Origin of the sequence: Lysinibacillus sphaericus (assembly GCF_001629735.1) — a bacterium.
GTDB classification, from domain to species: domain Bacteria; phylum Bacillota; class Bacilli; order Bacillales_A; family Planococcaceae; genus Lysinibacillus; species Lysinibacillus pinottii.
In genome coordinates this window covers 2,213,325-2,238,171 of the sequence record NZ_CP015224.1, presented here as the reverse complement: position 1 = coordinate 2,238,171, position 24,847 = coordinate 2,213,325, and the positions used below count along the sequence as shown (strand labels likewise).

The window sequence follows — 24,847 nt, the reverse complement described above, 5'->3', positions numbered from 1 at the left end:
AACAGAACTTTACTGGATTATAACTTAATTTTCAAGAGAAAAAATAAAATTCTTAATATTTGAGCAGAATAGCGACAGCCTCGCAACAAAATGTACACAATTAACAGACGTTTTTAATTCAAATACGAACAAAAAGTATAATTTCATAGGTGATAAAGTTAGAATTTTCGTAATTAAAATAAATTCAGTCGATTGCGAACGGTTTAATGTTCGGATTTTGTATCTGTAGAAAAAGTCATTCTTGTTGGAGTTATAGAAAAGGATAGACTAGAAAATAAAACGATTATTTATGAAGACGATGCATGAAAATGTATGAAATTAACCCATTACCTAGTAAGTTTTTGTATAATAGATTGAGAATAGTAAAGGGGTGTTCATAATGTTTACAGTAGAAAATGCTTGTTTAGTAGTCGTAGATGTGCAGGGAAAGCTAGCAACGATTGTTGATGAAAGTGAAGCAACGATTGCCAATATTGCTAAGCTGATACAAGCAATGGAAGCACTGAAAGTCCCTGTTTTATGGCTAGAACAAAACCCAAGTCGTTTAGGCGGTACGGCACTCGATATAGCACAACATTTACAAGGACAAGCTATTGCTAAGATGGCTTTTAGTGCATGGGAAGAAGACGAATTTGTGAAAGCAATAAAGGAAAGTGGACGTTCTCAATTTATTGTTACGGGCATTGAAACGCATATTTGCGTATACCAAACAGCTAGACAACTGAAAGAACAAGGATTTGAAGTTGAAGTAGTGGTAGATGCTGTTTCTTCACGAACAAAGGCCAATAAGGAAGTCGGATTAGCTAAAATGAGTGCCCTAGGTATTTATCCAACGAGTATGGAAATGATTTTATATGAACTTTTGCAACGAGCAGACCATGAACATTTTAAAACAATCTTACAGCTTGTGAAGTGATACCAATAAGTTGTACCCATTGGTCTGTATCAAAAATAATAGGAATGACAATTTACAATCTTGCTTTAAAAAGGAAATTAAAAAAATATAGTTTTTATAGAATAATTGTGTAATGCCTGATGGGTCTATAGACCTCGTTTGGGCATTTTTTTTTAGAGTATATTTAAAGTATGATTCTACTCATATAAAATCTTAGCCATTCTAATTGTAGTATACTACATGATAAAATCTGGTTTCATTATAGAAAAATAACTCTTAATGAGGAAGATGACAATGATAAAAATTTTAAAATGGTTTTTTTTAATAACTAGTGTTGTTTTTCTTTTAATAAGCTGTAATGGAAATGAGGTAGCATTACAAAAAGAACCCGCAATTTCGCAGACGGAACAATTTGTCATTGAAGATTTAATGAATGAAAAAGGATTGTTACGCACAGATTTAGCTAACCAAAAGGATGTATTTTTATCTGAATCGGTTGGGCTATGGCTTGCTTATCTAGTAGAAAAAGGTGATCATGCACGTTTTGATGAACAGGTTGATGTATTGAAATTGTATTTTTTGTCAAATGACTTTATTGTATGGCGATTAGAAGATACTAAAAAAGCTTCTGTGAATGCACTAATCGATGATCTACGTATTATTCGAGTGTTACTAGATGCAAGTGAGAAGTGGCATGATTCAGATTATGAACAATTGGGTAAAAAAATTGGAGAAAATTTGGTTCAGTATGGGATGAATCAAGAGCTGTTTGTCGATTTTGTGGATGTCAGCAGTCATGATAAAGCAACTACTTTAACCATAAGCTATATTATGCCTTCTGCTTTTCAGAAGATGGAACAGCATGACCTATTATCTCCACAACAAGTTCAATATCAGTTAGATATTTTACAAAATGCTCCTATAGCTGAGGCAGGATTTTTCCCAAAATATTTTGACCTTTCCTCCAAAAGTTATGTGTTCGACGAGGAATTGCATATGATTGATCAATTATATACAGCCTATCATCTTGCTTCGATGGATGGGGACACAATTCCATTTAAAAACTGGCTGTTAAAGCTTTTGAAAAGAGATGGCAGACTCTATGGTCGTTATAGTGCTCAAACAAATCAACCGACCGTTACCTTTGAATCGCCCGCTGTTTATGCCATGGCAGCAAGATATATGCTGGCGTTAAATGAAAAGCAATTAGCTCAGCAGTTCATGGAGAAGATGATAGCACTAAAAGATCCTTCATCAGGTTATGTCGATAAAAATACAAAGTTAACGCATAGTTTTGATAATTTGCTACCACTATTAGCAGAAAGGGAGGTAAAAAATGCGTACCACAATGAATAGAAATAGAGCTATTTTGCTTTATGGAACGATACTCATTTTATTGTTACAAATACCAGCTTATTTTTTACTCCGTCAGGATGCTGAAGGCATATTATTATATATTTTTTTAATGATTCTCATTGTACTTACCCTTTGGAGGGGGACTGTATTTGGGCTTGTTAGTAGCCTTATCTTTATTTTTATAACGGGCTCTACATTACTATATACAGGAATAGCAGGAGCCGTCATTTTTCTAAACACTACTTTTTCCATGCAAATGTTTTTCGCTTATGGGATTCTGCTATTGATCCTCATTCTTTGTGCTGGTAAGGTGCATGAATTAATGAGAGAACAGAGAAACTATTTAAAAAAACTGCAAGACGATGTTAGAAATTATGTAGCCATTGATGTGGAAACAGGATTTGATAATGAAACGAGAATGCGTATAAGTGTCAATGAAGAAATGCGTAGGTCAGACCGACATAAACATACGTTTGTCTTTATGATTTTAAAGCTTGAAAATTATGATAAATTCCAAAAGCTGTATGGTGCGAAAGAGGTACAGCATTTATGGCAACAGCTTTCACAACGAATTCAACAAACGGTCAGACAAACTGATAAAAAGTTTCGTTTTCGTGAAAACCATATAGGTTTGCTATTAATCGATACAACAGAACAGCATATGGAAGTTATTTATGACAAACTAGATCAAGCATTAAAAAACCATCAATTGGTCAATGGCAAATGGGTAACACTTAATTATAAAACAAGCTTTATTACCTATCGTCCATTGATGGAAGCAACATTTGATGATTTTTTAACAGAATTAGAAAGAGAGATGAAAACAGGTGCGCTCTAAATACAACTTATGGTTCGCCATTGGAATGCTTTGTTTTTATACTTTCATATCAAGTGAGACTGTATTTGCTGTCCAAGATGACAAAGATATAGCATTAATCTTTGTTACAAGTACTCAACAACCAAATCTTGATGTAATGGCATTGCAAGAAATGCTTCAAGTATATACGTCCGTGGATGTTTTAGCGATTGAAGAAATAGATGAACAGATGCTACAACGATATAAACGCCTGGTTATTTTAAATGCTTATCCAACAGCTATTCCTGGAAAGGCTCTAGCAGCGGTGAATCGTTTTCAGGGTTCTGCGATTCTAATTGGTGAGAATGCTCTTCAATTCAGTCCCTTTGCTAAATGGCAGCAAGGTCAAATAGTGGAGCTACGAACAATTGGGGGAGAGAGTTTAGACAATCCTGTGAAATGGAAAAGTGTCCTACCATCTGCTGATTTCGAAGTCATGAATAGGGCTTCTTCCATGAATGAATCGTATCCTTTCATCGTTAAAAAGAACAATTGGGCTTATATCGGAGATTTTGTCAATAGAGGGACTTTACAATATCAATGGCCTAGTGTTATGGGTGACTTGCTGCAATTACCCAAGCCTCAGTCACATCCTGCTTTTATTGTACTATCAGATATTAATATGAAAACAGATGTGAAAAAGTTAGAAAAGGTAGTAAAGGAATTCACTAGAAATAGTGTGCCTATTGCTCTTGAGGTAACACCTATATTATTGGATAAATTTGAAAAAAATATATATTATTTACATGATAATAAAAAATTATTAAGTTATTTACAAAAGCTACAAATTGAAGGTTATCCTTTTATCCTTTCTTCCTCTACATCACCTGAAAAAAGTCTTGAATATTTAGCACTCCGGAAAATTTATCCGGCGATAAGCCGTGAAGAGAGTAGCCTATTTAAAGGAAGTATCGAGGAAGAAGGTCAATCCTTCTATATTAAACAAATGGACAACCGGACCATTTATCCAATGACGGTGGGAACCATTTCTGATACAGACATCAATCCTTTGTATACTGTGAAACAAAAAATAGATTATTTATTACAGGTTCCCAGTTCAATAATTGGCATTCAATACCCTGCTTATGTAAATGCATCCTATGTTCAAGAACTCGTTGATGTGCTAAAAGGGCATCCTCAGCTAGAACTCATGAATTTCCGACAAACAAACCAACAAGTAAAGTCAGAGAATGTTACAATCGTCCAACATAAAGATGGTGAACAGACCATTGACCTAACTTTTTCTAAAACAGAGCTTTTAAAAATTGTATTCGATGAACGGCCATTCGAATTAATTTTATGGGTACTTGTCCTTATTGTTTCTTTGTTTGTTACATTATTTTTTATAAGCACCTTACGTTTACGAATCACATTGCGTAAGAGATTATTTGAGGAGAGGAAGACAACTGGCTAATCTTTTATTTTTTATTTCACTTTTCCTCATTTGGATTATGCTGCTCTACCATATGTTTTTAATGGAGGGAGGCTATTTACATTTTCGTTTATTTGAAAAACCGATCGATGAATGGTCTAAAAAAATGACCGATGTACCCTCTGTCAGTGTTTTTATTCCTGCTCATAATGAAGCACTCGTAATTGAGCAAACTTTACGGGCTATGTCTCGTTTGTATTATCCAAAAGATAAATTAGAGGTGATTGTTATTAATGATAATTCCTCTGATGAAACTGGAAATATTGCCTTGCAGTATGCTGAAAAGTTTCCATTTATGCGAGTCATTGAAACCGTGGAGCCGAACAAAGGGAAGGGTAAATCCTCGGCATTAAATTCTGCGTTAGCGGATTCGACAGGAGACATTGTAGTGGTCTATGATGCCGATAATACACCTGAACGCATGGCAGTTTGGTATTTAGTAATGGGTCTCATGAATGACCCTAAAGCTGCTGCAACTGTAGGGAAGTTTCGTGTCATCAATGCGGCTGAAACATGGTTGACAAGGTTTATTAATATAGAGACGATTTGCTTCCAGTGGATGGCTCAGGGAGGTCGTTGGAAGTGGTTTAAAGTAGCGACCATTCCTGGTACTAATTTTGCAATCCGCCGTACAGTTTTAGAGCAGTTAGGTGGATGGGATGTCAAAGCATTAGCAGAGGACACTGAGCTGACCATCCGTGTCTATAATTTAGGCTATCATATTCGATTTTTCCCAAAAGCTATTACTTGGGAGCAGGAGCCAGAGACATTAAAAGTTTGGTGGAAACAACGAACAAGGTGGGCAAGGGGCAATCAATATGTGGTTCTGAAGTTTTTAAGCCAATTTTTCACCTTAAAAAGAAAAAGTATTATATTTGATTTATTTTACTTCTTCTTCACATATTTCTTATTTTTCTTTGGCGTTATTTTATCCAATGCTTTATTTGTTATTAATTTATTTTATGACATTGGTTTAACCGTAGGTGATATTGCTCTTGTTTTATGGGTACTAGCCTTTTTACTATTTCTAGGAGAAGTAATGATTACTTTAAGTATTGAAAAAACTGAAATGAATAAAAAGAATTTTTTATATGTCATTCTTATGTATTTTACTTATTCTCAAATGTGGATCGTATTAGTCGTATGGTCATTATTTTTAGAAATAAAGCGCATGTTTACCGGACAAGAAGTGCAATGGTATAAAACTGAACGATTTTCAAAGCAAACAGATAAAGGAGCGGAATAATGAGAGCCAAATTTTTCTATATACTTACTTTTATAGGCTTTTTATGTTTTACAAACGACGCTGTTGCGGCTACCATTACCGTAGATGATAATACAATGGCAATAGAAGGTAATCAGAAGCAAAACAAGCCATTATTATCACAGCCCATTGAATTACAGGGACCTTCTTCGTCGAGAGATTTTTATTATAATCTAGTAGATGATGTGAAACAAAATGGCCAGCAGGTAACCTTTCAAATTCAACATTCAGAGCTACTTATAGCACCATCCTCCTTTACCGTAAAAGTGGATGATGTAGCGATTATATCGGTGCCATTAAAAGCCGATTCGCTCAAGCAAAACATTGTGGTAAATCTTCCGAAAGAGGCTTTATTAAAAGGGACTCACAAGATTACTGCAAGTTTTTATGGGATTTTAAAAGAAGGTATTTGTGTGCCACCTGGTAATGCAGGTAATTGGTTACGTATCGATATCCTATCTTCCATTTCCGCCTTTAGCGAGGAGAACCCTGCATGGACCTTAGCTAATTATCCAACTGCATTTTTGGGCTATGAGGGATATGAAACAACAGTTATTTTACCAAAGAAAGCTTCTGGAGCGACTTTAAATAGTGGATACCAGCTCGCTGCTTATTTATCGGAGCATGGTGATACGAATGTACAGATACAACGGGAAGATGCGGTCAATCAAGTGTCTGGTCCTATTGTTATCGTAGGCTCACAACAGGAATTTAGTACAAGCTTAATTAAAAATGTATTAGCTAAAATCAATGTTAGTGACGACACCATGACATTATCTATACAGGAATTACTAAATACAGATTCCAATCGCCGGCTCCCTATTTTGGCTGTGACTTCTAATAGTGCTAAAGCGATTGAGGAACGATTATCCTTTTTAACAGAGTCTAGATTATCCGAGCAATTAATCGGAAATACATTAGCTATTAAAGATTTACCGAAAATAGACAGCACTTCAGATACAACGATTTCCTTTAAGCAGTTTGGCTTTGAAAGCCAAACATTGTCTAGTCAATTAACGATGACCCCGCGTTATTATGTTTCCTTGCCACAATTAGAGGCTAATAAAGAAGCGGTCATGCGATTAATATTAAAGAAATCAGCCAGTATACCGGACCATTATGAAGATGACGATCGGAAACTTGAATTGATTGCTTATATTAATAATGTCCCACACTCGGTAGATGTACGAAAGATAAAGCAAACTACTACAGATATGTATGAAGCTTTACTACCTATTCAAACCAATGTTCTTAATCAACAATCCATGACAGATATTCAGTTCGAAGTAACAGGCTTTCAATTAGAGGATCCATGTGAAACGACGAATGAACGTTATTGGTTATATATAGATAGTGATAGTACTTTATCTATTACTAAAGATGTAGCTGAACCGACCTTTACTCTACGTGATTTTCCGAATTCCTTTCATGATCATACATTAATGGTGGTTCCTGATAATGAAAGCATGGATGATGTCACGATGGTATCAATGTATAAAGCATTAATGATGAATGGTAAAATGGCTAACATCACGCTTATGAATGACAAAGACGTCACAGAAGAAGATTTACAAAAGCATGCGGTCATTTTCATGGGGGACATGAAGCAGCTCAAATGGCTTTCCAAAAATGGTACCCATATTCCACATTCATCGGAGCAGTTAATCCAACAAGGCTTTTTACCTGAGGCAATTGGACAATATGCTTATATGACTAGGAACTTCTGGCAGAAAAAGCGGCCGTTATTGTGGATTCAAACGTTAGAGAATGCTTCTGTAAAAGGGGACTTTTTTGCACACCTGAAAGAGACTGATTCGCAAGCAGGTGCAGCGATTGAAACAAAAGAAGGACAGTTTGTCGTAGCAGTAAATCAAAACGTTAATAAAAATGATGTAAAAACGGATAAAAAAGGAGAAATTTCATTTATCCTAATTGCAGAATTTGTAGGATTAATAATGATCATTGCAGTGATTTTATATGTCAGCCTTCGGAAAAGAAAGAAAAATCAAGTGAAACAATAAAAGCGAGGTTAAGCGACTTTGCGTCAGACTATAGTCAAACTCATTGAATTTTGAGTTTGCCTACAGTCTTTTTTTAAAAAATGAAGTAAAGCCGTTGATTTCCACTACCGCTTTGCTTTTGCACAGAAAACATCCGCTCAGTCCAGGTTTTAGACTTTCCAGCAGGAGTCGCCGCCCTTCGTTCCAATCACCCATAATGACGAATAATCCAATCAATGAATGTGAACAATTAGAACTGTTAACGGTGGATCAAAGAGTTCCCAAAGATTATTTAGTGCGAAAACTCGAAGCTGCTATAGATTTTTCATTTATCTTCCTTACAAATTGTCCATGCAGGCGATGGATGCTTACTTTTGCTGCCATGAATTGAAAGAAAATATGGCAAATAGCTTAAGAAGAGCAACTATGCTCGAAGCGTATATTGAAATCGACAGTGATTTACCGAATATCGGAAATAAAAAAGAAAGAAAAAATGACAAAATCCATCGAGAGTGAATTTCTCGATGGACGTTGCTTTTTTATGCTGGCATATCAGTTGGTGTTGGTTTTGCATAGCCTTCTTTATAAGTCTCATCAATAAACTGGCGAATTTCTTTTAGACTCTTGCCATCCTGATGCATTTTAGCTGACTGTACAGCAATTTCTAAACAGACTAAACAACGAGTGCCATGATCATCCCAGACGATGGATCCATCCTCACGTTTTTCCTGAATAAAGCAGTTTAAATTACTTTTGTGGCCAGAAGATTCACCACATCCACAATAACATGGCATCCATTCAAGAATTTCTGTAGATTGTCCAGCGACTTGATACACTAAGCGAATATTTTCTTGTTTATCCTCTAAAAACGATGGAAGAACGTTTGCTGAAGCTGTTTCTTCCTGAATATCACCTGAAGCATGACTATCCCCTTCGTGGGACGCTTCCCCCTCTGTAGCTACATGTTCATTTTCAACATTTTTCGTATTTTCTCCACAAGCACTTAATAACATTAACGCCAAAACAATAAAAATAGAAACCCTTTTCTTCAACGATAGCGCCTCCTACATGTTTACAATACTTCCATTATAACATCGTTCTCATAAACATTTACATGAAGCCTAGTTGAAGCTCAATGAAATATATCTAGCCCGCGTGTTTTGTTCATAAAATGTTCTATTTTTTCGCTCAGTAACTTTTTTAAGAAAAAGCCGAATAGGATAAAGACAATCCAGAAACCAACTAAGAAAAGGAGATCTATCCATACCGTTGACCAAATAATGCCTCCCACAGCCTCACGCATCATTTCAATTGCATACGTAAAAGGTAAAAATGGGTTAATAATTTGGAAGAACCTTGGCAGTAATTCAACAGGATATGTTCCACCAGAGCCCGCAATTTGTAAAACAAGCATGACAATCGCTAAAGCCTTTCCAACATTTCCAAAGACTGAGACTAATGTATACACAACTGTTACAAATACTACGCTAATCAAAAGTCCAAACAAGATAAAATAAGTGGGTGCCTGAATAGAGCCGTCAACTAAAAAAGTATCACCAATTGTAATAATAAGGGTCTGAATAATAGAAAAAGTTGCAAATGTTAGTAAGCGACCAAAATAAATTTCACGAATACTATAAGGTGAGTTCTCATGAAGATTTACGGATAATAGTGAAATTAATAATAAACAACCGACCCAGATGGACAGCACTGTGTAAAATGGTGTCATCGCTGTTCCGTAGTTTGCAATAGGGAATATTCGATGTTCCTTTAGTTTAATGGGCTCTTCAAAGAAATCACGCTCGGCATTGACATCATTCTTTAATAATTGCACAATCTCAGAAATATCAGCTTCATTTTCTAAAGTTCGAAGTTTAGTGGCTAAGTCTTTGATTTTTGTACTCAGCGTAGGGAACTCTCCTTGAATTTTTTGTAGCGCATTATTAGCCGTTCCTAACGTATTTTTTGCTTGTGTCAATTTATCAGTTGCCTGGGGTATGAATTGTTTTACATCCGTCAACATGGAAGATGCGCTTGATAATGTACTTTTAGCACTAGACAATGTTGAGCGGATTTGTGGCTCCAGATGATCGTTATAGTAGACCAAAAACTTTTGCAAATTAGCCGTGGCATTTTGTGCCATCTTCTGAATCGCTATAATGTCTTGTTGAATAACTTCTTTATCAATTGGCTGTAATTGTTCAATTTTTGTAAGGATATCTGCATGTAAAGTGTTTAGTTGTTGCAGATCTTTTAAGGCGTTTAAAGTTGAATCGGTAAAGCTCGGATTATTTTGCAAGGCATCACGGATGCCAGTAAGTTGCTTTATAATTTGCTGATTATCTTGGGCATTACTTTGCTGTAAGGATGTGATGATATTGTCTAAGGAATCCTGTAACTGATTTCGGGTTAAAGTATCTGCTTGAATCAACTTCTGCAGTGCCTCAAGTGTTTGGATACTATGTGCTATATTTTCTTTGGACGTCGACAATTGATTTTTTAGTGCTTCTTTTGTTTGGGCGATAGAGCTTGAATCAAGATCAATACTATTGAGCTTGTTTATCATATCTGTGAAGTGCTGTGCAATATTTTGAACAGTTTGTACATCCTTTTTGATAAGAGGAGATAGTTCATTAAACAGAGCATCTGCTTCGTTCACAAGATTTAGACCTTTTTGAATGGTAGTTAAACCATTCGTTGTTAATTGTTCCACTTGTGGAATTTGTGTAAGCGCACGATTGAGTAATTGATCGGCCTCCTTCCCTTCAAGGGAAGCCTGACCTAAAAATGAATTGATATCAGGTAAATGCTGCTCTATGGTAAAGACATAGTTTTCAAATTTTCGAAAGTCAGGAATGTCACGTTCCATTTCGAGACCAATGGTATTAAAAATGGAGAATAACGTACCATTCACCGTCGATACAAATTCACTAGATACCTGCTGGGTGAGGACACTTGCTCCTTTACTTGTAATTTTGGGAGCAATTGGATTCTTTTTTTCATTTACATAATAATCAATATGAGCTTTTGTCGGTTGATCTGTTAGAATGGAGGTGAGCTTTTGTGAAAAGTCACTAGGAATAACAATCATGGCAAAATAATCTCCATTTTTCAAATGCTCCATAGCTTGCTTTTCGTTATCAAGCTCCCAAGTAAAGCTTTCATTGGTTTTTAAATTCTCGATGACTTCATTGCCAACATTAATCGCTTCATTTCGAACGGTGGTTCCTGTATCCTCGTTAACAATCGCGATTTTCATATTGGATGTGTGGGCATATGGGTCCATAGAGGCATAGATATTTAGCCAGGCATAGAGTGAAGGAAGAAAAATCAATCCGCCTACAATGACAGCTACGACCCAGTTTGTGACAATATTCCGGATATCCTTCGTGTAAATTTGAAATACATGCTGAAACGAATTTTTCATATAATCACCCCACATTCAAATTTTGCATGAGCTCTCAATATGTATGTTCCCAAATATACTTAAAATTATGTTATAAATGTGAAATTTCTTTTTTTAAAGGCGAATTAGTTTACTAGGTTTTCAAAACACTTTATAATCAATCCGGATACACTAAAATTAGGATTTTAGTGTAAAAAAGGAGGTCACTATTCTAGTGAAAAAATTATTAATTATTGGTTCTGTTATTGTTGTATTATTTGCAGCAATCATTGTACTTACCAATGTCTCAAACAAAAGTAAACTAGAAAGCGCAAACAACCCTTATGGCGATAAAAAGCTTAAACAAGAAACAATTGATCAATTAGATGACAAAAACTATCAAAACATTATGTTACCAGACGAATTAGAGGCAAAAATTAAAGCAGGTGAACCTGTCAATGCCTATTTCTTCAGCCCGATTTGTGTACACTGTCAAGCATTTACTCCTGAGTTAATGCCAATTGCAGATGAACTGGGTGTCGACATTGCTCAATTGAACGTCTATGAATATGAAGATCTATGGGATAAATATCATATTGAAGCAACACCAACGTTTATCCGTTTTGAAGATGGAAAAGAAGTGAACCGTTTTGTAGGGGCACTTAAAGAAGAGGACTTACGCAACTTCTTAAACACGGTAGTGTTAAAAAAATAGCACTAAAAGAGACTGTATCAAAATTTTGATCAGTCTCTTTTTATGTTGTAGTGTATACTAAAAATACTGAATAGTTATACACTGGAGGGGATTTTTAATGTCAATGGATGATTATTTTTACAATGGCGAACTAATGAAATGTTATGAGGCGGCAAAAATGGTGACAAATGAAAAGGAAAAAGCATACGCGCAGAAATATATAGCTTTATTAGAAGAGTATGATTTCGCTCATTATCCAAAGCCAACTCTTTATGAAGAAATTCAGCATGTAGAACGTGCGGACGAAAGCTATCCAGAATCCGATAAGGTTGTAGAAATACGATCAATCAAAGTTGAAGAAGCATTTGCAGACAATATTAAGCAATTAGAAGAAGTGGCAAAGACAGGAACAGCTAATGAAAAAGCTCAATCCTTCTTTACGCAAGGAGAGTTGTTTTTATTTGCTCATCAATACAATGAAAGTGTACATTGCTTTCAACAAGCCGTTAAAGAAAATCCAAATAAGGCCGTATATTGGGGGATAACTGGCCAGACGATGCACCGCTTTGGATGGATGCCTTTTGATGCACTTGGTTATTTGGAACAGGCGATCAATTTAGATCCAACAAACCCTCGTTGGAAATGGAATAAGGCATTAGTTCTTATTCAATTGGCCAAGGATTTGCAAATGGCACCGTTTATGGCGAATGCTGCAATCGCTTTGGAGGAGGCATTGGCTTCCTGTGGTGAACATCAACAATCATTGAAAGCTGCCATTCAAAACACTATGAATACTATGGATAGCTATGTTTTCTCGTAGTTCATTGAGGATGTCTTCCTATACAAATGGAGACATCCTTTTGTGAAAATGACTATAGAGAGGGCTTCGTTGCCATATTTCACAATCATGGTATGATAAGATAGGAAAAAATGATTTGTAGTATAAAGGACGGATTTTTTATGGCGCAAGAAGTGGCAAATAAGTTTATTGAAAACGTATGTAATCATTTAGTTCGACATATGAATATTACAAAGGTAGAAGAACACTTTAAAGAAACTATTGCAATGCAACGAAATTCAGCAGCTACGGCCGTTGATTTTTGGGACATGCTAATGATCAATATGCTCTACTTTACTGAGAATGAACAGGCATGGGAGCAAGAATTTCTGAACATGCTAGAGGCTAAAAAGTGGTTGAAGCCCTCAACTTTAGAAGAGGAATTATTGATGCATCAGATGCGTATCCGACAACAAGTTGCAGAGCAAATGGATACTGTAAAGGAATTGTTCCATCAACAATATGAGACAGAGGGCCTGACAGAGGAAGCAATTATCTACGACTATGCATATAGCTCTGCTGGTCATTCTATGCGTATGGATTTATTAACGGTTCTTGTGTCCACACCTGAGCAATCCCAAATACTTTTTGACGCAAATCCACTAGAGACCATTCGTGTTGTCAATGGATATATTGCCTACCATACAGATGGATTAATCAATAAAACAAAATTACTGTAGCTTCATTGTTACAAAGATTTACTGTGAAGGGAATTTGAAGATATGAATACACCATTTACTTTTAAGCATACACCACCTACAAATATGGATACTACAAAAAAATACCCAGCTATTTTTTTATTGCATGGGATGGGCAGTAATGAAGAGGACTTACCACAATTAGTACAGGACTTTCAAGAACAATGTCATATATTTAGTTTGCGTGGACCCATTACACAAAAACCAGGGTATGCTTTTTTCACTATTCAAGAGGTAGGACAACCAGATCGTGCCATCTTTGATAAAGTATTAGTGGCATTGCAACGATTTATATTAGAGGCAATTGATGAATATCAAGTGGATCCTCATAAAGTATTTTTATTAGGCTTTAGTCAGGGGGCTGTGCTAGCACAATCATTAGCCTTTGTGATGGGAAATTTAGTGACAGGCATTGTCGCATTAAGTGGCTATACACCTAAATTTGTAACAGAGGAATATTCTATTCGCTCCGTTGAACATTTACAAGCCTTTATTTCCCATGGCGATTATGATTATGTTATTCCGTCACAATGGGGAATGGAAAGTAAAGAGGTTTTCGAACAATTTGGTGCAACTGTGACATTTAAGCAATATCCAGATGGGCATGGAGTAACACCTGATAATATGCGTGATCTAGTGGCGTTTTTGGCCCAGCAACTTCAAGGAGATCTTCAATAATAGAAACCGGGGCAAAATTCTGCCTCGGCTTTTTTCTTTTCCTGAATAGTAATGATAAGAATCGAGCAAGAAGGTTCAAATTCATGCCAGTCGGTGGTATCATAGAAGATGTTGTGAATGAGCGTGCTTTACTAGATAAAAACATGTACTTTATGTGAACTTAGAGACAGAACAGATCTAAAAGGGGTAAAATAATAATTTGATGTGCTAGATGCAAATTTTGTCGCTTTCTATCGATTGTGGCGTGTCGAAATTATGGAGAAAAGGAATTAAGATAAATGGAACAAAATCTGAACTCGGAGCAGAAACCGCAATCCTCCGCAAAACCACGAGGGAAATCGTCCCGCTCTACTATTTTAGCGCAAACAGTCAAAACAGGAATTATCAAATCCAATTTAATACCAATGTGGGCTGGTTTAACGCTAGGGATGTACAAAAATAAAATGACGTTCATAGACAATATACCAGAAATGATTTTTTCGACAGTTGGTTCTGCCCTTGTCATTGGAGCAGCAGGGGCCTTTAATAATGTGTATGACCGTGATATCGATGCAATCATGCCTCGTACGCAAAGCAGACCGACCGTCACTGGGGAAATGTCAGCAAAATCGACTCTATCATTAGCGATAGTTATGTTAATCATCGGCTTAGCTGTATTGGCGCTTGCGTCACCATTAGCAGCGGCATTTGGTTTGCTCGGAGTATTTTTATATGTAGTCCCTTATACAATGTGGACAAAACGTCGTACGATTTATAATACAGAAATTGGTAGTATAAGTGGTGCTGTCCCGCCATTAATTGGCTGGTCTGCCGTATCGACAGATATTACACACCCTGCAATACTAGGTTTATTTTTTGTTATGGTGATTTGGCAAATGCCGCATTTTTATGCCATTGCAATTCGCAAACGTGTAGATTATGAAGCAGCAAGCGTGCCGATGCTTCCTGTTGTTAAAGGTATGCGCCGTACGTATTATCAAACAAATTTCTATCTAATTTTATTAATTCTATCAAGCTTTTTATTTGGTTCCCTAAGTGTGGGAATTATGCTCGTTGCATTACTATTAAGTATTGCATGGCTAGTAATGAGTATATATGGCTATCATAGTAATAAAGATCAAGTGAAGTGGGCAACCAAAATGTTTGTTTTCTCACTGTTCCATATGACCATATTATTCACAACAGTTATTGTGTACTCTTTAGTAGGTGTTATCTTCAAGTTATATTAATGGAAAAACCAACAAGTTAATCGTCACTTGTTGGTTTTTTATGTTCGACCGATATTATTTGACGACTGGGCCATTCAAATGCGTGTAATTGGCCACCAAATACAGCACCACCATCAATACCGATAATATTGTTTTCACCAAAGTAGACACTGTAATCTGTTGGATTTTGGTGAAGCCTATACGTAGGTGTATGTCCAAAGATAACGGTTTTATCTCCTTCATAGCCTGCATGAAATTCTTCTCGAATCCACAGTAATTGCATGGGGTCTGTTTCTGCCATCGCAACGCCTGGTACAACTCCGCCATGTACAAATATAGCATCCTCTAATTCAATGTATGTTTCGAAGTTTTCAATTAATTGTAAATGTTCCTCTAGCTTTGGCAGCGTTTTGATAAAGCTAGGCAATGTTTGGGTAGCAATGGCATCCTCAAAATCGCTTAGCTGGTAACCATAGCTTGCCAATGTTGCATCTCCACCACAAAGTCCTACCCAATGGTTCCATGGTTTAGCAAGACCTGAACGACATGCATTAAGCATGATCGCCTCGTGGTTGCCAAGGAGAACTCGTGCTCCTTTTTCTTGTAATTCACTCACTAAATTTAACACGCCGCTAGAAGCAGGGCCTCTGTCGATGTAATCACCCAGTAAAAAAAGTTGATCTTCTTCTGGATTATAGCTTGCTTTTAATAATAATTCTTCAAAAAGCGCTAATTCTCCGTGTATATCACTTATTGCTAGAATTCTATTCATGTATGCCATCCTTTCAATATCACAGCTGTTACTATTAAGTATAGGAAATATTTCTGCAAATTTCGACCTTCCTAGCTTCAACTATCTATCCTTCATAGAAATTTCACAGAATTCATTCTCTCTATCATATGGCAAGTCATTTCTTTGCTTTATATATTTGTCTATAGTGTATGGGTGTGAGAGGGGGAGGAGGGCAAACAAACAACTAACAGCAGAAGCAAGAATGCTGCTTCTACTGTTATGCTAGAGTCTAGTAGATGGCGGTAGAGTTACATCTGTAGCTTTTCCCATGCTTGTTTTGCTACTTGTTCATCAAATGTTGAGATTAAACGAAAATTATTGTTGTCTAAAATGCGGAAATGAAGGCTAATGATATTTTGTTGTAGTCGAAACCCTCCTTGCTCATGTATATTTTTCCACCATATGTATCCACCCATTGTTTTATCTTTAGGCTGTAATGTTCCATTATTCGCGATTAAATCCACTACCTCTAATGGATCTCCACCGAGTTCATGCTGCAAAATCGTACTGTCACGAAACAAAGTACATACGGCAACAGTAGTTGTCCATCCAGCCTGTATACGCCCCTTTTCAATTTGGACAAGTGTTTTTTTGGATAGTCCAAGTAAGTCACTCATTTGATCCTGAGTAAAAGCTCTTTCAGTACGGATTAATTTCAGTTTTTCTGAAATGAGTGTGATTAATTGTTCACGATTCATTCTAAACACCCCTTTTTTCAGATTGTTATGTCCCATTATACATGAAAGTCAAGAAGCGTGTTTTTGTTTCCACTAGAAAGGAACGGGAAAAGAAAACAGACTGTCCAAAATAAACAGTCTGTGAGAGGTTAAATTTCATATTTTTTCGTATCAGAAATGACACGAAAATGGATGCCTTTTATTTGTGCACTTACTTTATGGCGGAGTGTGTCAATATCAACTAGCTCGTCTTTACTTTGGACGCACTCAGCGATTTGTTGTAATAGCTTTGTAAAGGCTTCTTTAAATAAAGCGCGCATATTATCGAAATCTAGGCTACGGAAACTGCCATCAATATCAAATGCTTCTACAGAATTTAACTGCTTAGAGGCACCTGCAAAACGATCGTCGTACACTGTGTAGTTTTCATCTGTTACGACGATAATATATAATACTTCACCTGTAATTGTTTTTAATTCAATATTTGTTTTATGTTTTTTTACGTCTGTAATAATGTGTATACCATCTGAATGATATAGTTTAAACAATGTCATGTGTATAGCCCCCTGAAACTAGAATCATATTCCTATATTCATTATAGCTTGAAATGGCTAATAATGGAATGGAGAAAATATGGTTTTAAGATAATAGGGCTATAGCTGTGCCTTTGTAATGACAGGTGTCGGTGCACTAATTCGTAGAGGTCGAACCTCGATATAATGTATCTGATGTCCTTGTTGTTCATAGATACTGAAGATATAAGAGGCAAGCTCAATATTAGTGGATGCTTTTATGCCATTATTCACAGATAAGAACCAGCCACCTAAAGTTTCAACTTCCTCAGATTCTAATGTTATATTTAGTAGATTTTCAACATCTTCAACAAGCATTTTAGCATTTAATATATAATGGTTTTCTGTGATTTTTCGAATATCTGCAATTTCATCATCGTCAAATTCATCTCGAATTTCACCAACAATCTCTTCTAATATATCTTCAACAGTTACCAGACCAGATGTCCCACCATATTCATCCATTAAAATAGCCATATGAATACGTTCTTTTTGCATTCGTACAAGTAATTCTTGAATAGGGATTGTTTCAATCACTCGAATAACTGGATTAATAAAATCTTCGATGACTAATGTCTCATCTGTAAGCTGTTCAAGTAAACCGTGCGTAAACAATTCCTTGGCATTGATAAACCCTAAAATATTGTCACGGTCGCCCTCATAAATAGGGTAACGTGTATATTTTTCAGCGGCAAAATGATGGATGATAGTTGTAAACGAGTCATTTCGTTCAATCCCAACAATTTCTGTTCGAGGAACCATGATTTCACGAGCAATACGTTCGTCAAACTCAAAGACGTTATTTACATATTTAAGCTCTGTTTTATTGATTTCACCACTTTTAAAGCTTTCAGACAGTAATAGTCGTAGTTCTTCCTCCGTATGGGAAAGCTCATGCTCACTTGCAGGCTTCATACCGAATAAACCAATCAAAACGCGTGCAGAGCCGTTCAAGAACCAAATGAATGGGTACATGATTTTGTAGAAAAACATGATTGGCTTTGCGAAAAGAAGGGTAATTGTTTCTGCTTTTTGAATAGCTGCTGTTTTCGGGGCTAATTCACCGACAACGACATGTAAAAATGTAGCGATTGCAAAGGCTGTACCAATGGTAAAGATGGTCATATATTTATCTGAAATACCGATCATTTCGAAAAGAGGGTGCAGCATAAATTCAAACGTTTTTTCACCAACCATACCGATACCAAGAGCTGTTACTGTAATCCCTAATTGACAGGCAGATAAATATTCATCTAAATGATTGACCACTTGCTTGGCAGCAATGGCTTTTTTATGGCCCTCTGCAATAAGCTGATCAAGTCTTGAGGAACGAACCTTTACAATGGCAAATTCTGTTGCCACGAAAAAACCTGTTAAAGCTATTAAAATGGTAAAAATCGATAAGTTTATTATGGTATCCAAATAGTCGTTCTGTAAAAACAGAACGTCACCTCCTAATTATGAATAAGTAAAAGTAAGGATTGCATTAATGCAATGCTTTCAGGCGAAACATTTTTTTTTATGGTTTCAATTTTTTTATCATCTTGCTTGTTCATTTGTTCTAGCAGAGAAGCTACATCATGCTCTAAATCTTGCATTTTCAAACGAAGCATTTGTACATCGATTTCTTCATAGGGTGTGATGTTTAATTCCTGTTGGATTTCCACGAGTGAAAGCCCTTGTTGTTTGCGCTGTTCAATGAATTGAAGTCGTTCAATCATGACGGGATCATAGTATCGATAATTTGTTGCAGAGCGTTCTGCAACCAATAAGCCTATGTTTGTATAATAATCGATTGTTCGTTTTGTAATGCCAGTTTTTTCAGCAAGCTCGCCAATTTTTAATTTTTCTGTCCCAATGCAAACACCTCCAAACCATCACGTTGTACTTTGATTATAACGTGATGGTTTTATTTTATTCAAATGAAAGCACCTAATATTTCAAAATTGTAAGACTTATTATAAAAAAAGCTTCTGCCAGTCTTCTTGGCAGAAACGTTTTTAGTGTGTTGAAATTAAATAGGTATCATATAGGTGATGAAGTGCTTCTTCTCCATTTTTTTGTAGGAGATTTTCATTATTAAAAATAACTGTGATTGTAGTTTGAGAGCTATCAATTTTATCATCAATAATTTTACATGTAACGTATACAATGCCTGACTCAGCAAGTTTTTCTTTCAACTCATCATTCCATTGTTGATCAGAAAATAGTGGGGGTTGCCAAGTGCCTCTCACATGAAGCTCATTTTTTTCAGGGTCATAATCCCAGCGTATGTCACGTAAAATAGTTTTAAATAGGTCATTAACCGTAAAAGTTGTTTCTTTATAGTTAATGTCTATAGCGCGTATGGCATGAACATCTCGACTAACTGCACTAGCCGCGGAGTTTGCCGCTGTATTGATGCCAGAAGCTGCATCTTTGATTTCTGATAATCGACCACCACAGCCTGTCAGTAGTGCGCAGATGCAAGTCATACAAGCTAATTTTGTCATCCATTTCACAAGTAGTCCCTCCAGTCTAGCAAGTTGTTACTACTATCTTATCGAAAAGAAAAATACGAAGAAAGGGCATGAAAGCGGTAGATTGTGACGGTTTTGCAACGATGCGACCTCCACTCGATTGTTCGTCATTTGGGAAGTATAGAAGTATGGAAATTTGGTAAAAACCAAGGAGAAAGGGAGCGGTTTGTGATGAAAATTAATGATGAAATGCTTGATCGTTTAGGAACTTATTTTGTTTATCATGCCGTCTACGATAATTATGGGATTACCTTTGAAAACTTTGTGGAGCGTTGGATACGGGGAATTTTGGAAGTATAGAGTAAAATAAGCAGACCTACCGTCAAACAAGCTTGTTTGAACGGCGGTTGCTCAAAACTATGCCAATCGTAGGAGGCACATAAAAGAGTCGTGTTCTTTATTTGAACACGACTCTCCTTTATTTTATTTGAAATAATTTGTGATGAATTGATTGGCTTCTTGCCAGTTATACACCCTTACTACATTGTCAGGAACAGCAAGACGGTTATAGGGCGTATCAAACAACACGACAGGTATTTTTAGCTCCTCTGCCAGCATCACTGCATTATCATGCTTATCCTCAAAGAAAGCATCTACATGATGCTTTTTAGCAACCGCTAACTTATCATGGCTGCCTAAAAGTTCGATATGGTCATAAGGAATCGCCTGATTTTCAAACCAATTTACCGTAATGTCTGCTACATTTTCGCCTCGTGCCGATATATAATAGAGCTCAAACGTATTTTGCCAGGCAGTTAGAATATTTTTTGCATCTTTTGCTACTTCTGACACTTCGTACATATAAGGCTCATTTTCTTTAAACCATGTATTAAAGGCACTTCGATCTACAGGGTGAGGAAAGGCCGATAAAAAATCATACTCACAAACATCATCAAGCGTAATATTTACGTTATATTGTTTATTAATATGTGGTATGAGTGTACTTGGACATGTTACAGTCCCATCAATATCAATACCAAAGCGGGGCTTTTTCATGCTAGTACCTCCTTAGGCATTCGCTTTTTGTACTTCTTCTGCTGCGCGCTTTTCTTCCATCTCTGCCGCTAATTTATCAATTTCTTTTTTCAACTCTTCAACCATTGTTTCTTCAGGAACTTTACGAACAGTTTTCCCTTTCATGAATAACAAGCCTTCACCACGCGCACCCGCAATACCGATATCCGCTTCACGTGCTTCACCAGGACCGTTTACCGCACAGCCTAACACCGCTACTTTTAAAGGTACATTCAATTTAGAAATATATTCTTCTACTTCATTAGCAATGGAAATTAAATCAATCTCAATGCGCCCACATGTTGGACAAGAGATTAGTGTTGCCATATTAGAAGCTAGACCAAAAGATTTTAATAGTTCACGTGCTACTTTGATTTCCTCAACAGGGTCTGCTGAAAGTGAAATACGTAACGTGTTACCAATTCCTTTTGATAGGATGGCACCAAGTCCAGCCGCTGATTTTACAGTACCAGCAAATAGTGTTCCTGATTCTGTAATACCTAAATGTAGCGGATAATTAAAGGCCTTAGCAGCTTTTTCATAGGCTTCAATGGCAAGATTTACGTCAGATGCCTTCATCGATACAATAATATCGTGGAAGTCCAAGTCTTCTAAAATTTTAATATGGTGAAGTGCAGATTCAACCATACCATCAGCAGTAGGATAGCCGTATTTTTCTAAAATATGACGCTCTAATGAACCAGCATTTACCCCAATACGAATGGGGATACCTTTTGCTTTAGCTGCATTCACGACAGCCTCCACTTTCTCTTTACGACCAATATTACCAGGGTTAATACGTACTTTATCGATACCATTTTCAATGGCTTTTAATGCTAATCTATAGTCAAAATGAATATCAGCTACTAATGGAATATGGATACGTTTTTTGATTTCGGCAATTGCATCTGCAGCACGCTCATCTGGAACTGCAACACGAACTATTTGACAGCCTGCTTCTTCAAGTCGAAGAATTTCTGCCACTGTTGCTTCTACATCATGTGTTTTTGTTGTACACATACTTTGAATGAATAATTCATTACTACCACCAATTGTTAAGTTACCGACACGTACAGGACGTGTATTTGAACGGTGACAAATTTCACTCATTTAACTTTCTCTCCTTTTCGGGCCACTATTTTCAGCCGTCACTGTCATTTATTTTAGCAGTGTAAGAAAATAAGGACAAGGAAGAAACGTTAACTTTTCATTTTCCACATTTGTTTTCGAATTCAAACGTAAGAGGAAGCTTAATATTTCCACCAGGAATTAATTCCTGTAATTGTAAGTGTGGGTTTAAGTTGTAAAATAATTGTAAGCGTTCTGGGAATGTCATGGGAACTTTTGCAGGGTGTAAGGCAAATAAACTATGAATAGTATCTCCTTCAATAGTTTGTACGGTGATATAATTTGGCTCACGTTGCTGTACACATTGGCTATTAGTACTTTTTGTTTGTAAAGCTGCAAGTGGGATCGATCCCTCAGTTAAATCTACCTTCACGACAAAAGCAATGACAATAATGATAGCTGTTAAGATGAATGCCCGCAAAAAAACCCCTCCTTTTCTACACTATATTTAGAAGAGGGGGGATTCATGCACATTATTTTGATATTGGTTGTTTAGGATATTTTGTAAAGGCCACAATTAATAGAACAATAGTCAGTAATAAAGAAAAAACAGAGATAATTGTACTGTTAATCGGTAAATATTCTGCTAGCATCGACAATAATGTTGCCCACGTGATGGCAAAAGTTGTTGTGCGCCAAATATGACGGTATTCACCACGACGTTTCATGACTTTTAAAATAAATAAACCGGCTAAAGCATAGAGAGCAATTTGGGCAAAAATCAGCATGGTTGTAAAGACAAAAAGCATTAAGAATGTGAATGGATATAAGAGCCATTTAATGCCATCTATGTATTCAGTTAAACCATTTAAACTATTCATATCAATCGTATCAACAGACATACCTGCTGCAAATCTACCTAAAGAGAATACGGTTACAAGGGTAATGAGCAGAAAAGTATATTGAATAACTTTTCCGATAGGTAGTAAACGATAGGCTGCTAGTTTTTTAGGATGAATAAGACTATCGATAAATAGCTGTGAGTGTTTCATACTATATCTCCTCCAATCAATATATTAACATGTTCAAAGAGCATAGGGTATGAAAGAAGCATGAATGAAGGGACACTTAATGATAAAATGTTAACATTATGTAAAGAAGTTAAAGGATTTCTTTACTTTTTGTTTGTAATCAATTAAAGATTAGAATTAGAGTAGTAGAGACGTAGGAATTGGAGCGAAAATAATTGACAATAGATTGGCAAAGCATACTCTTTCAGTTTTTAGGTGGGTTAGGAGTCTTTTTATTTTCCATTAAATTTATGGGTGATGGGCTTCAGAAATCAGCGGATGATCGATTACGTGAATGGTTAAATCGCTTTACAACTAACCCGATCATGGGAGTCTTAGTAGGCATATTTGTAACCATTTGCATTCAGTCAAGTTCTGCAACGACAGTCATCACTGTAGGGTTAGTGAGTGCCGGATTTTTAACGTTACGTCAAGCAATCGGCGTAATTATGGGAGCAAATATTGGTACAACCATTACAGCATTTATTATTGGCATTGATATCGGTATCTATTTTTATCCCTTGTTAGCAATCGGGGCAGGCTTTTTATTTTTCCTCAAAAGGGCAACATACCAACATATTGGTCAAATTTTGTTTGGCTTTGGTGGCTTATTTTTAGGGCTAGAGCTAATGAGTGCAAGTATGCAGTCACTACATCAACTGGCAGATTTTGCATCGCTCACGCTTCATTTAAGTAATCAACCCATTTTAGGTATATTTTTAGGTACCGTTTTTACCTTGCTTGTACAAAGCTCTACGGCCACAGTCGGTGTGCTTCAAGGCTTATATGCTGAGCATTTGATTGGTTTGAACAATGCCTTACCGATTTTATTTGGAGAAAACATCGGAACGACGATTACGGCGGTATTAGCGTCACTGGGCGCTTCTATTTATGCGAAACGGGCAGCCGCAGCACATGTACTCTTCAATGTGATCGGTACGATTATTTTCATGATTTTTTTTACCCCATTTATGCATTATGTTCAATGGGTCAGCGAATTATTTCATTTAGAGCCTCGTATGCAAATTGCAATTGCCCATGGCTCATTCAATGTACTTAATATGATGATTCAACTTCCATTTATTGCAGGATTGGCAGCATTAGTAACGAAATTGATACCAGGACATGATGGTCATATCAATGTCACAACAAAGCATTTAGATCCATCTTTTATTGATTCCTCCCCAGCAATTGCACTTGGTCAAGCTAAAGAGGAAGTATTACGAATGGGTGAACATGCTTTACGAGGCTTAGAAGAAACATTTCTCTATATGAAATCAGGGGAAGCCGAACATATTCCTACAGTTTTACAATTAGAGGCTGGCCTTAATCATTTAGATAATGAAATTACCGATTATTTAGTGATGGTGTCTAAGCAGCCCCTTTCTCGTGCAGACTCAGTAAGACATCATACACTATTAACAAATGTACGAGATTTCGAACGAATTGGTGATCACTTTGAAAATATCTTAGAGCTTTTACAATACAAGGACCATCATGAAGTGACCCTAAGTAAATCGGCACGACAAGATTTAATTGGCATGTTTAGTTTAGCCATTGAGGCTGTCCGTAAAAGTATAGAGGCCTTGGATACAGCTAGCTTAAGTTTAGCTCAAGAGGTGACGGAGCTAGAAAGCTTGATTGACGATATGGAGGATAAACTTCGTCAGAAACATATTGCACGTCTGAATACGAATGAATGCAGTGGGGCGGCTGGGATTGTCTATATGGACATTGTAAGTAACCTGGAACGTATTGGTGACCATGCGGTCAATATTGCAGACTCTATTTTGGGTATACGCCATTAACAAAGTGAAACTTTTCACTTTG

General features: G+C 36.5%; 25 protein-coding genes. 13 read left to right on the top strand and 12 right to left on the bottom strand.

The window, feature by feature from the left end:
- Window positions 1–379 precede the first annotated feature (379 nt).
- From A2J09_RS10905 to A2J09_RS10880, 6 genes are all read left to right on the top strand, one after another.
- Complete coding sequence (locus A2J09_RS10905) at window positions 380–916, top strand: hydrolase (protein WP_012295209.1); 537 nt, start codon at window positions 380–382, stop codon at window positions 914–916.
- A 273-nt stretch (window positions 917–1,189) separates the two neighbouring features.
- Window positions 1,190–2,251, top strand: coding sequence for a hypothetical protein (locus A2J09_RS10900; RefSeq protein ID WP_227256824.1), 1,062 nt, complete (start codon window positions 1,190–1,192; stop codon window positions 2,249–2,251).
- A complete protein-coding gene (locus A2J09_RS10895; protein ID WP_036162138.1) occupies window positions 2,232–3,089 on the top strand; it encodes a diguanylate cyclase domain-containing protein in 858 nt (285 codons plus the stop codon). Before A2J09_RS10900 ends, A2J09_RS10895 begins: the two co-directional genes overlap by 20 nt.
- Window positions 3,079–4,521 (top strand): polysaccharide deacetylase family protein, encoded by a 1,443-nt coding sequence (locus tag A2J09_RS10890; RefSeq protein WP_012295206.1) that lies wholly within the window; start codon window positions 3,079–3,081, stop codon window positions 4,519–4,521. The genes A2J09_RS10895 and A2J09_RS10890 overlap by 11 nt, the downstream gene beginning before the upstream one ends.
- The gene (locus A2J09_RS10885; protein ID WP_036162843.1) at window positions 4,514–5,785 is read left to right on the top strand and encodes a glycosyltransferase family 2 protein; all 1,272 of its coding nucleotides are present in this window, start codon (window positions 4,514–4,516) and stop codon (window positions 5,783–5,785) included. Before A2J09_RS10890 ends, A2J09_RS10885 begins: the two co-directional genes overlap by 8 nt.
- The gene (locus A2J09_RS10880; protein WP_012295204.1) at window positions 5,785–7,824 is read left to right on the top strand and encodes a cellulose biosynthesis cyclic di-GMP-binding regulatory protein BcsB; all 2,040 of its coding nucleotides are present in this window, start codon (window positions 5,785–5,787) and stop codon (window positions 7,822–7,824) included. Before A2J09_RS10885 ends, A2J09_RS10880 begins: the two co-directional genes overlap by 1 nt.
- Before the next feature lie 518 nt (window positions 7,825–8,342).
- On the opposite strand, the gene A2J09_RS10870 is transcribed toward A2J09_RS10880, so the two are convergent.
- Window positions 8,343–8,855 (bottom strand): PCYCGC motif-containing (lipo)protein, encoded by a 513-nt coding sequence (locus A2J09_RS10870; RefSeq protein WP_012295202.1) that lies wholly within the window; start codon window positions 8,853–8,855, stop codon window positions 8,343–8,345.
- A gap of 80 nt (window positions 8,856–8,935) precedes the next feature.
- Entirely contained in the window at window positions 8,936–11,230 is a 2,295-nt protein-coding gene (locus tag A2J09_RS10865) for a YhgE/Pip domain-containing protein (protein ID WP_036162136.1), read from the bottom strand.
- Window positions 11,231–11,423: 193 nt separating this feature from the next.
- Here A2J09_RS10865 and A2J09_RS10860 point away from each other — a divergent pair, with 193 nt between their 5' ends.
- The 5 genes from A2J09_RS10860 (at window position 11,424) to cyoE (ending at window position 15,325) form a co-directional block, all read left to right on the top strand.
- Complete coding sequence (locus A2J09_RS10860; protein ID WP_012295200.1) at window positions 11,424–11,903, top strand: thioredoxin family protein; 480 nt, start codon at window positions 11,424–11,426, stop codon at window positions 11,901–11,903.
- A 97-nt stretch (window positions 11,904–12,000) separates the two neighbouring features.
- Window positions 12,001–12,702: a tetratricopeptide repeat protein gene (locus A2J09_RS10855; protein WP_012295199.1), complete on the top strand. Its 702-nt coding sequence runs from the start codon at window positions 12,001–12,003 to the stop codon at window positions 12,700–12,702.
- A gap of 140 nt (window positions 12,703–12,842) precedes the next feature.
- Window positions 12,843–13,400 carry a hypothetical protein gene (locus tag A2J09_RS10850; protein WP_012295198.1) on the top strand — a complete coding sequence of 186 codons (558 nt, stop codon included), beginning with the start codon at window positions 12,843–12,845 and terminating at the stop codon, window positions 13,398–13,400.
- Between the two features lie 42 nt (window positions 13,401–13,442).
- Window positions 13,443–14,096: an alpha/beta hydrolase gene (locus A2J09_RS10845; protein ID WP_012295197.1), complete on the top strand. Its 654-nt coding sequence runs from the start codon at window positions 13,443–13,445 to the stop codon at window positions 14,094–14,096.
- Between the two features lie 278 nt (window positions 14,097–14,374).
- Entirely contained in the window at window positions 14,375–15,325 is a 951-nt protein-coding gene (gene cyoE, locus A2J09_RS10840) for a heme o synthase (RefSeq protein ID WP_036162134.1), read from the top strand.
- 16 nt (window positions 15,326–15,341) lie between these two features.
- Here cyoE and A2J09_RS10835 read toward each other — a convergent pair whose 3' ends face one another.
- The 6 genes from A2J09_RS10835 to A2J09_RS10810 form a co-directional block, all read right to left on the bottom strand.
- Window positions 15,342–16,076, bottom strand: a complete 735-nt coding sequence (locus A2J09_RS10835; protein ID WP_012295195.1) for a metallophosphoesterase — start codon at window positions 16,074–16,076, stop codon at window positions 15,342–15,344.
- Between the two features lie 269 nt (window positions 16,077–16,345).
- The gene (locus A2J09_RS10830) at window positions 16,346–16,795 is read right to left on the bottom strand and encodes a helix-turn-helix transcriptional regulator (protein ID WP_031416980.1); all 450 of its coding nucleotides are present in this window, start codon (window positions 16,793–16,795) and stop codon (window positions 16,346–16,348) included.
- A gap of 128 nt (window positions 16,796–16,923) precedes the next feature.
- On the bottom strand, window positions 16,924–17,328 hold the full coding sequence (locus tag A2J09_RS10825; RefSeq protein ID WP_008178358.1) for a hypothetical protein: 405 nt from the start codon (window positions 17,326–17,328) through the stop codon (window positions 16,924–16,926).
- Window positions 17,329–17,427: 99 nt separating this feature from the next.
- Window positions 17,428–18,768 (bottom strand): hemolysin family protein, encoded by a 1,341-nt coding sequence (locus tag A2J09_RS10820; RefSeq protein ID WP_036162133.1) that lies wholly within the window; start codon window positions 18,766–18,768, stop codon window positions 17,428–17,430.
- 32 nt (window positions 18,769–18,800) lie between these two features.
- On the bottom strand, window positions 18,801–19,184 hold the full coding sequence (locus A2J09_RS10815; RefSeq protein WP_080695217.1) for a MerR family transcriptional regulator: 384 nt from the start codon (window positions 19,182–19,184) through the stop codon (window positions 18,801–18,803).
- A 162-nt stretch (window positions 19,185–19,346) separates the two neighbouring features.
- Window positions 19,347–19,838 carry a hypothetical protein gene (locus A2J09_RS10810; protein ID WP_206700956.1) on the bottom strand — a complete coding sequence of 164 codons (492 nt, stop codon included), beginning with the start codon at window positions 19,836–19,838 and terminating at the stop codon, window positions 19,347–19,349.
- Window positions 19,839–20,036: 198 nt separating this feature from the next.
- Here A2J09_RS10810 and A2J09_RS24440 point away from each other — a divergent pair, with 198 nt between their 5' ends.
- Window positions 20,037–20,165, top strand: coding sequence for a hypothetical protein (locus tag A2J09_RS24440; RefSeq protein WP_012295191.1), 129 nt, complete (start codon window positions 20,037–20,039; stop codon window positions 20,163–20,165).
- A 123-nt stretch (window positions 20,166–20,288) separates the two neighbouring features.
- Here A2J09_RS24440 and A2J09_RS10805 read toward each other — a convergent pair whose 3' ends face one another.
- The 4 genes from A2J09_RS10805 to A2J09_RS10790 form a co-directional block, all read right to left on the bottom strand.
- A complete protein-coding gene (locus A2J09_RS10805; RefSeq protein WP_012295190.1) occupies window positions 20,289–20,861 on the bottom strand; it encodes a 5' nucleotidase, NT5C type in 573 nt (190 codons plus the stop codon).
- Between the two features lie 12 nt (window positions 20,862–20,873).
- Window positions 20,874–21,989: a flavodoxin-dependent (E)-4-hydroxy-3-methylbut-2-enyl-diphosphate synthase gene (gene ispG / locus A2J09_RS10800; RefSeq protein ID WP_012295189.1), complete on the bottom strand. Its 1,116-nt coding sequence runs from the start codon at window positions 21,987–21,989 to the stop codon at window positions 20,874–20,876.
- 97 nt (window positions 21,990–22,086) lie between these two features.
- Window positions 22,087–22,428: a hypothetical protein gene (locus tag A2J09_RS10795; RefSeq protein ID WP_012295188.1), complete on the bottom strand. Its 342-nt coding sequence runs from the start codon at window positions 22,426–22,428 to the stop codon at window positions 22,087–22,089.
- 52 nt (window positions 22,429–22,480) lie between these two features.
- On the bottom strand, window positions 22,481–22,999 hold the full coding sequence (locus A2J09_RS10790; protein ID WP_008178344.1) for a DUF1189 family protein: 519 nt from the start codon (window positions 22,997–22,999) through the stop codon (window positions 22,481–22,483).
- A gap of 194 nt (window positions 23,000–23,193) precedes the next feature.
- Between A2J09_RS10790 and A2J09_RS10785 the strand changes: the two genes are divergently transcribed.
- On the top strand, window positions 23,194–24,825 hold the full coding sequence (locus A2J09_RS10785; protein ID WP_031416973.1) for a Na/Pi cotransporter family protein: 1,632 nt from the start codon (window positions 23,194–23,196) through the stop codon (window positions 24,823–24,825).
- Window positions 24,826–24,847: the final 22 nt, after the last annotated feature.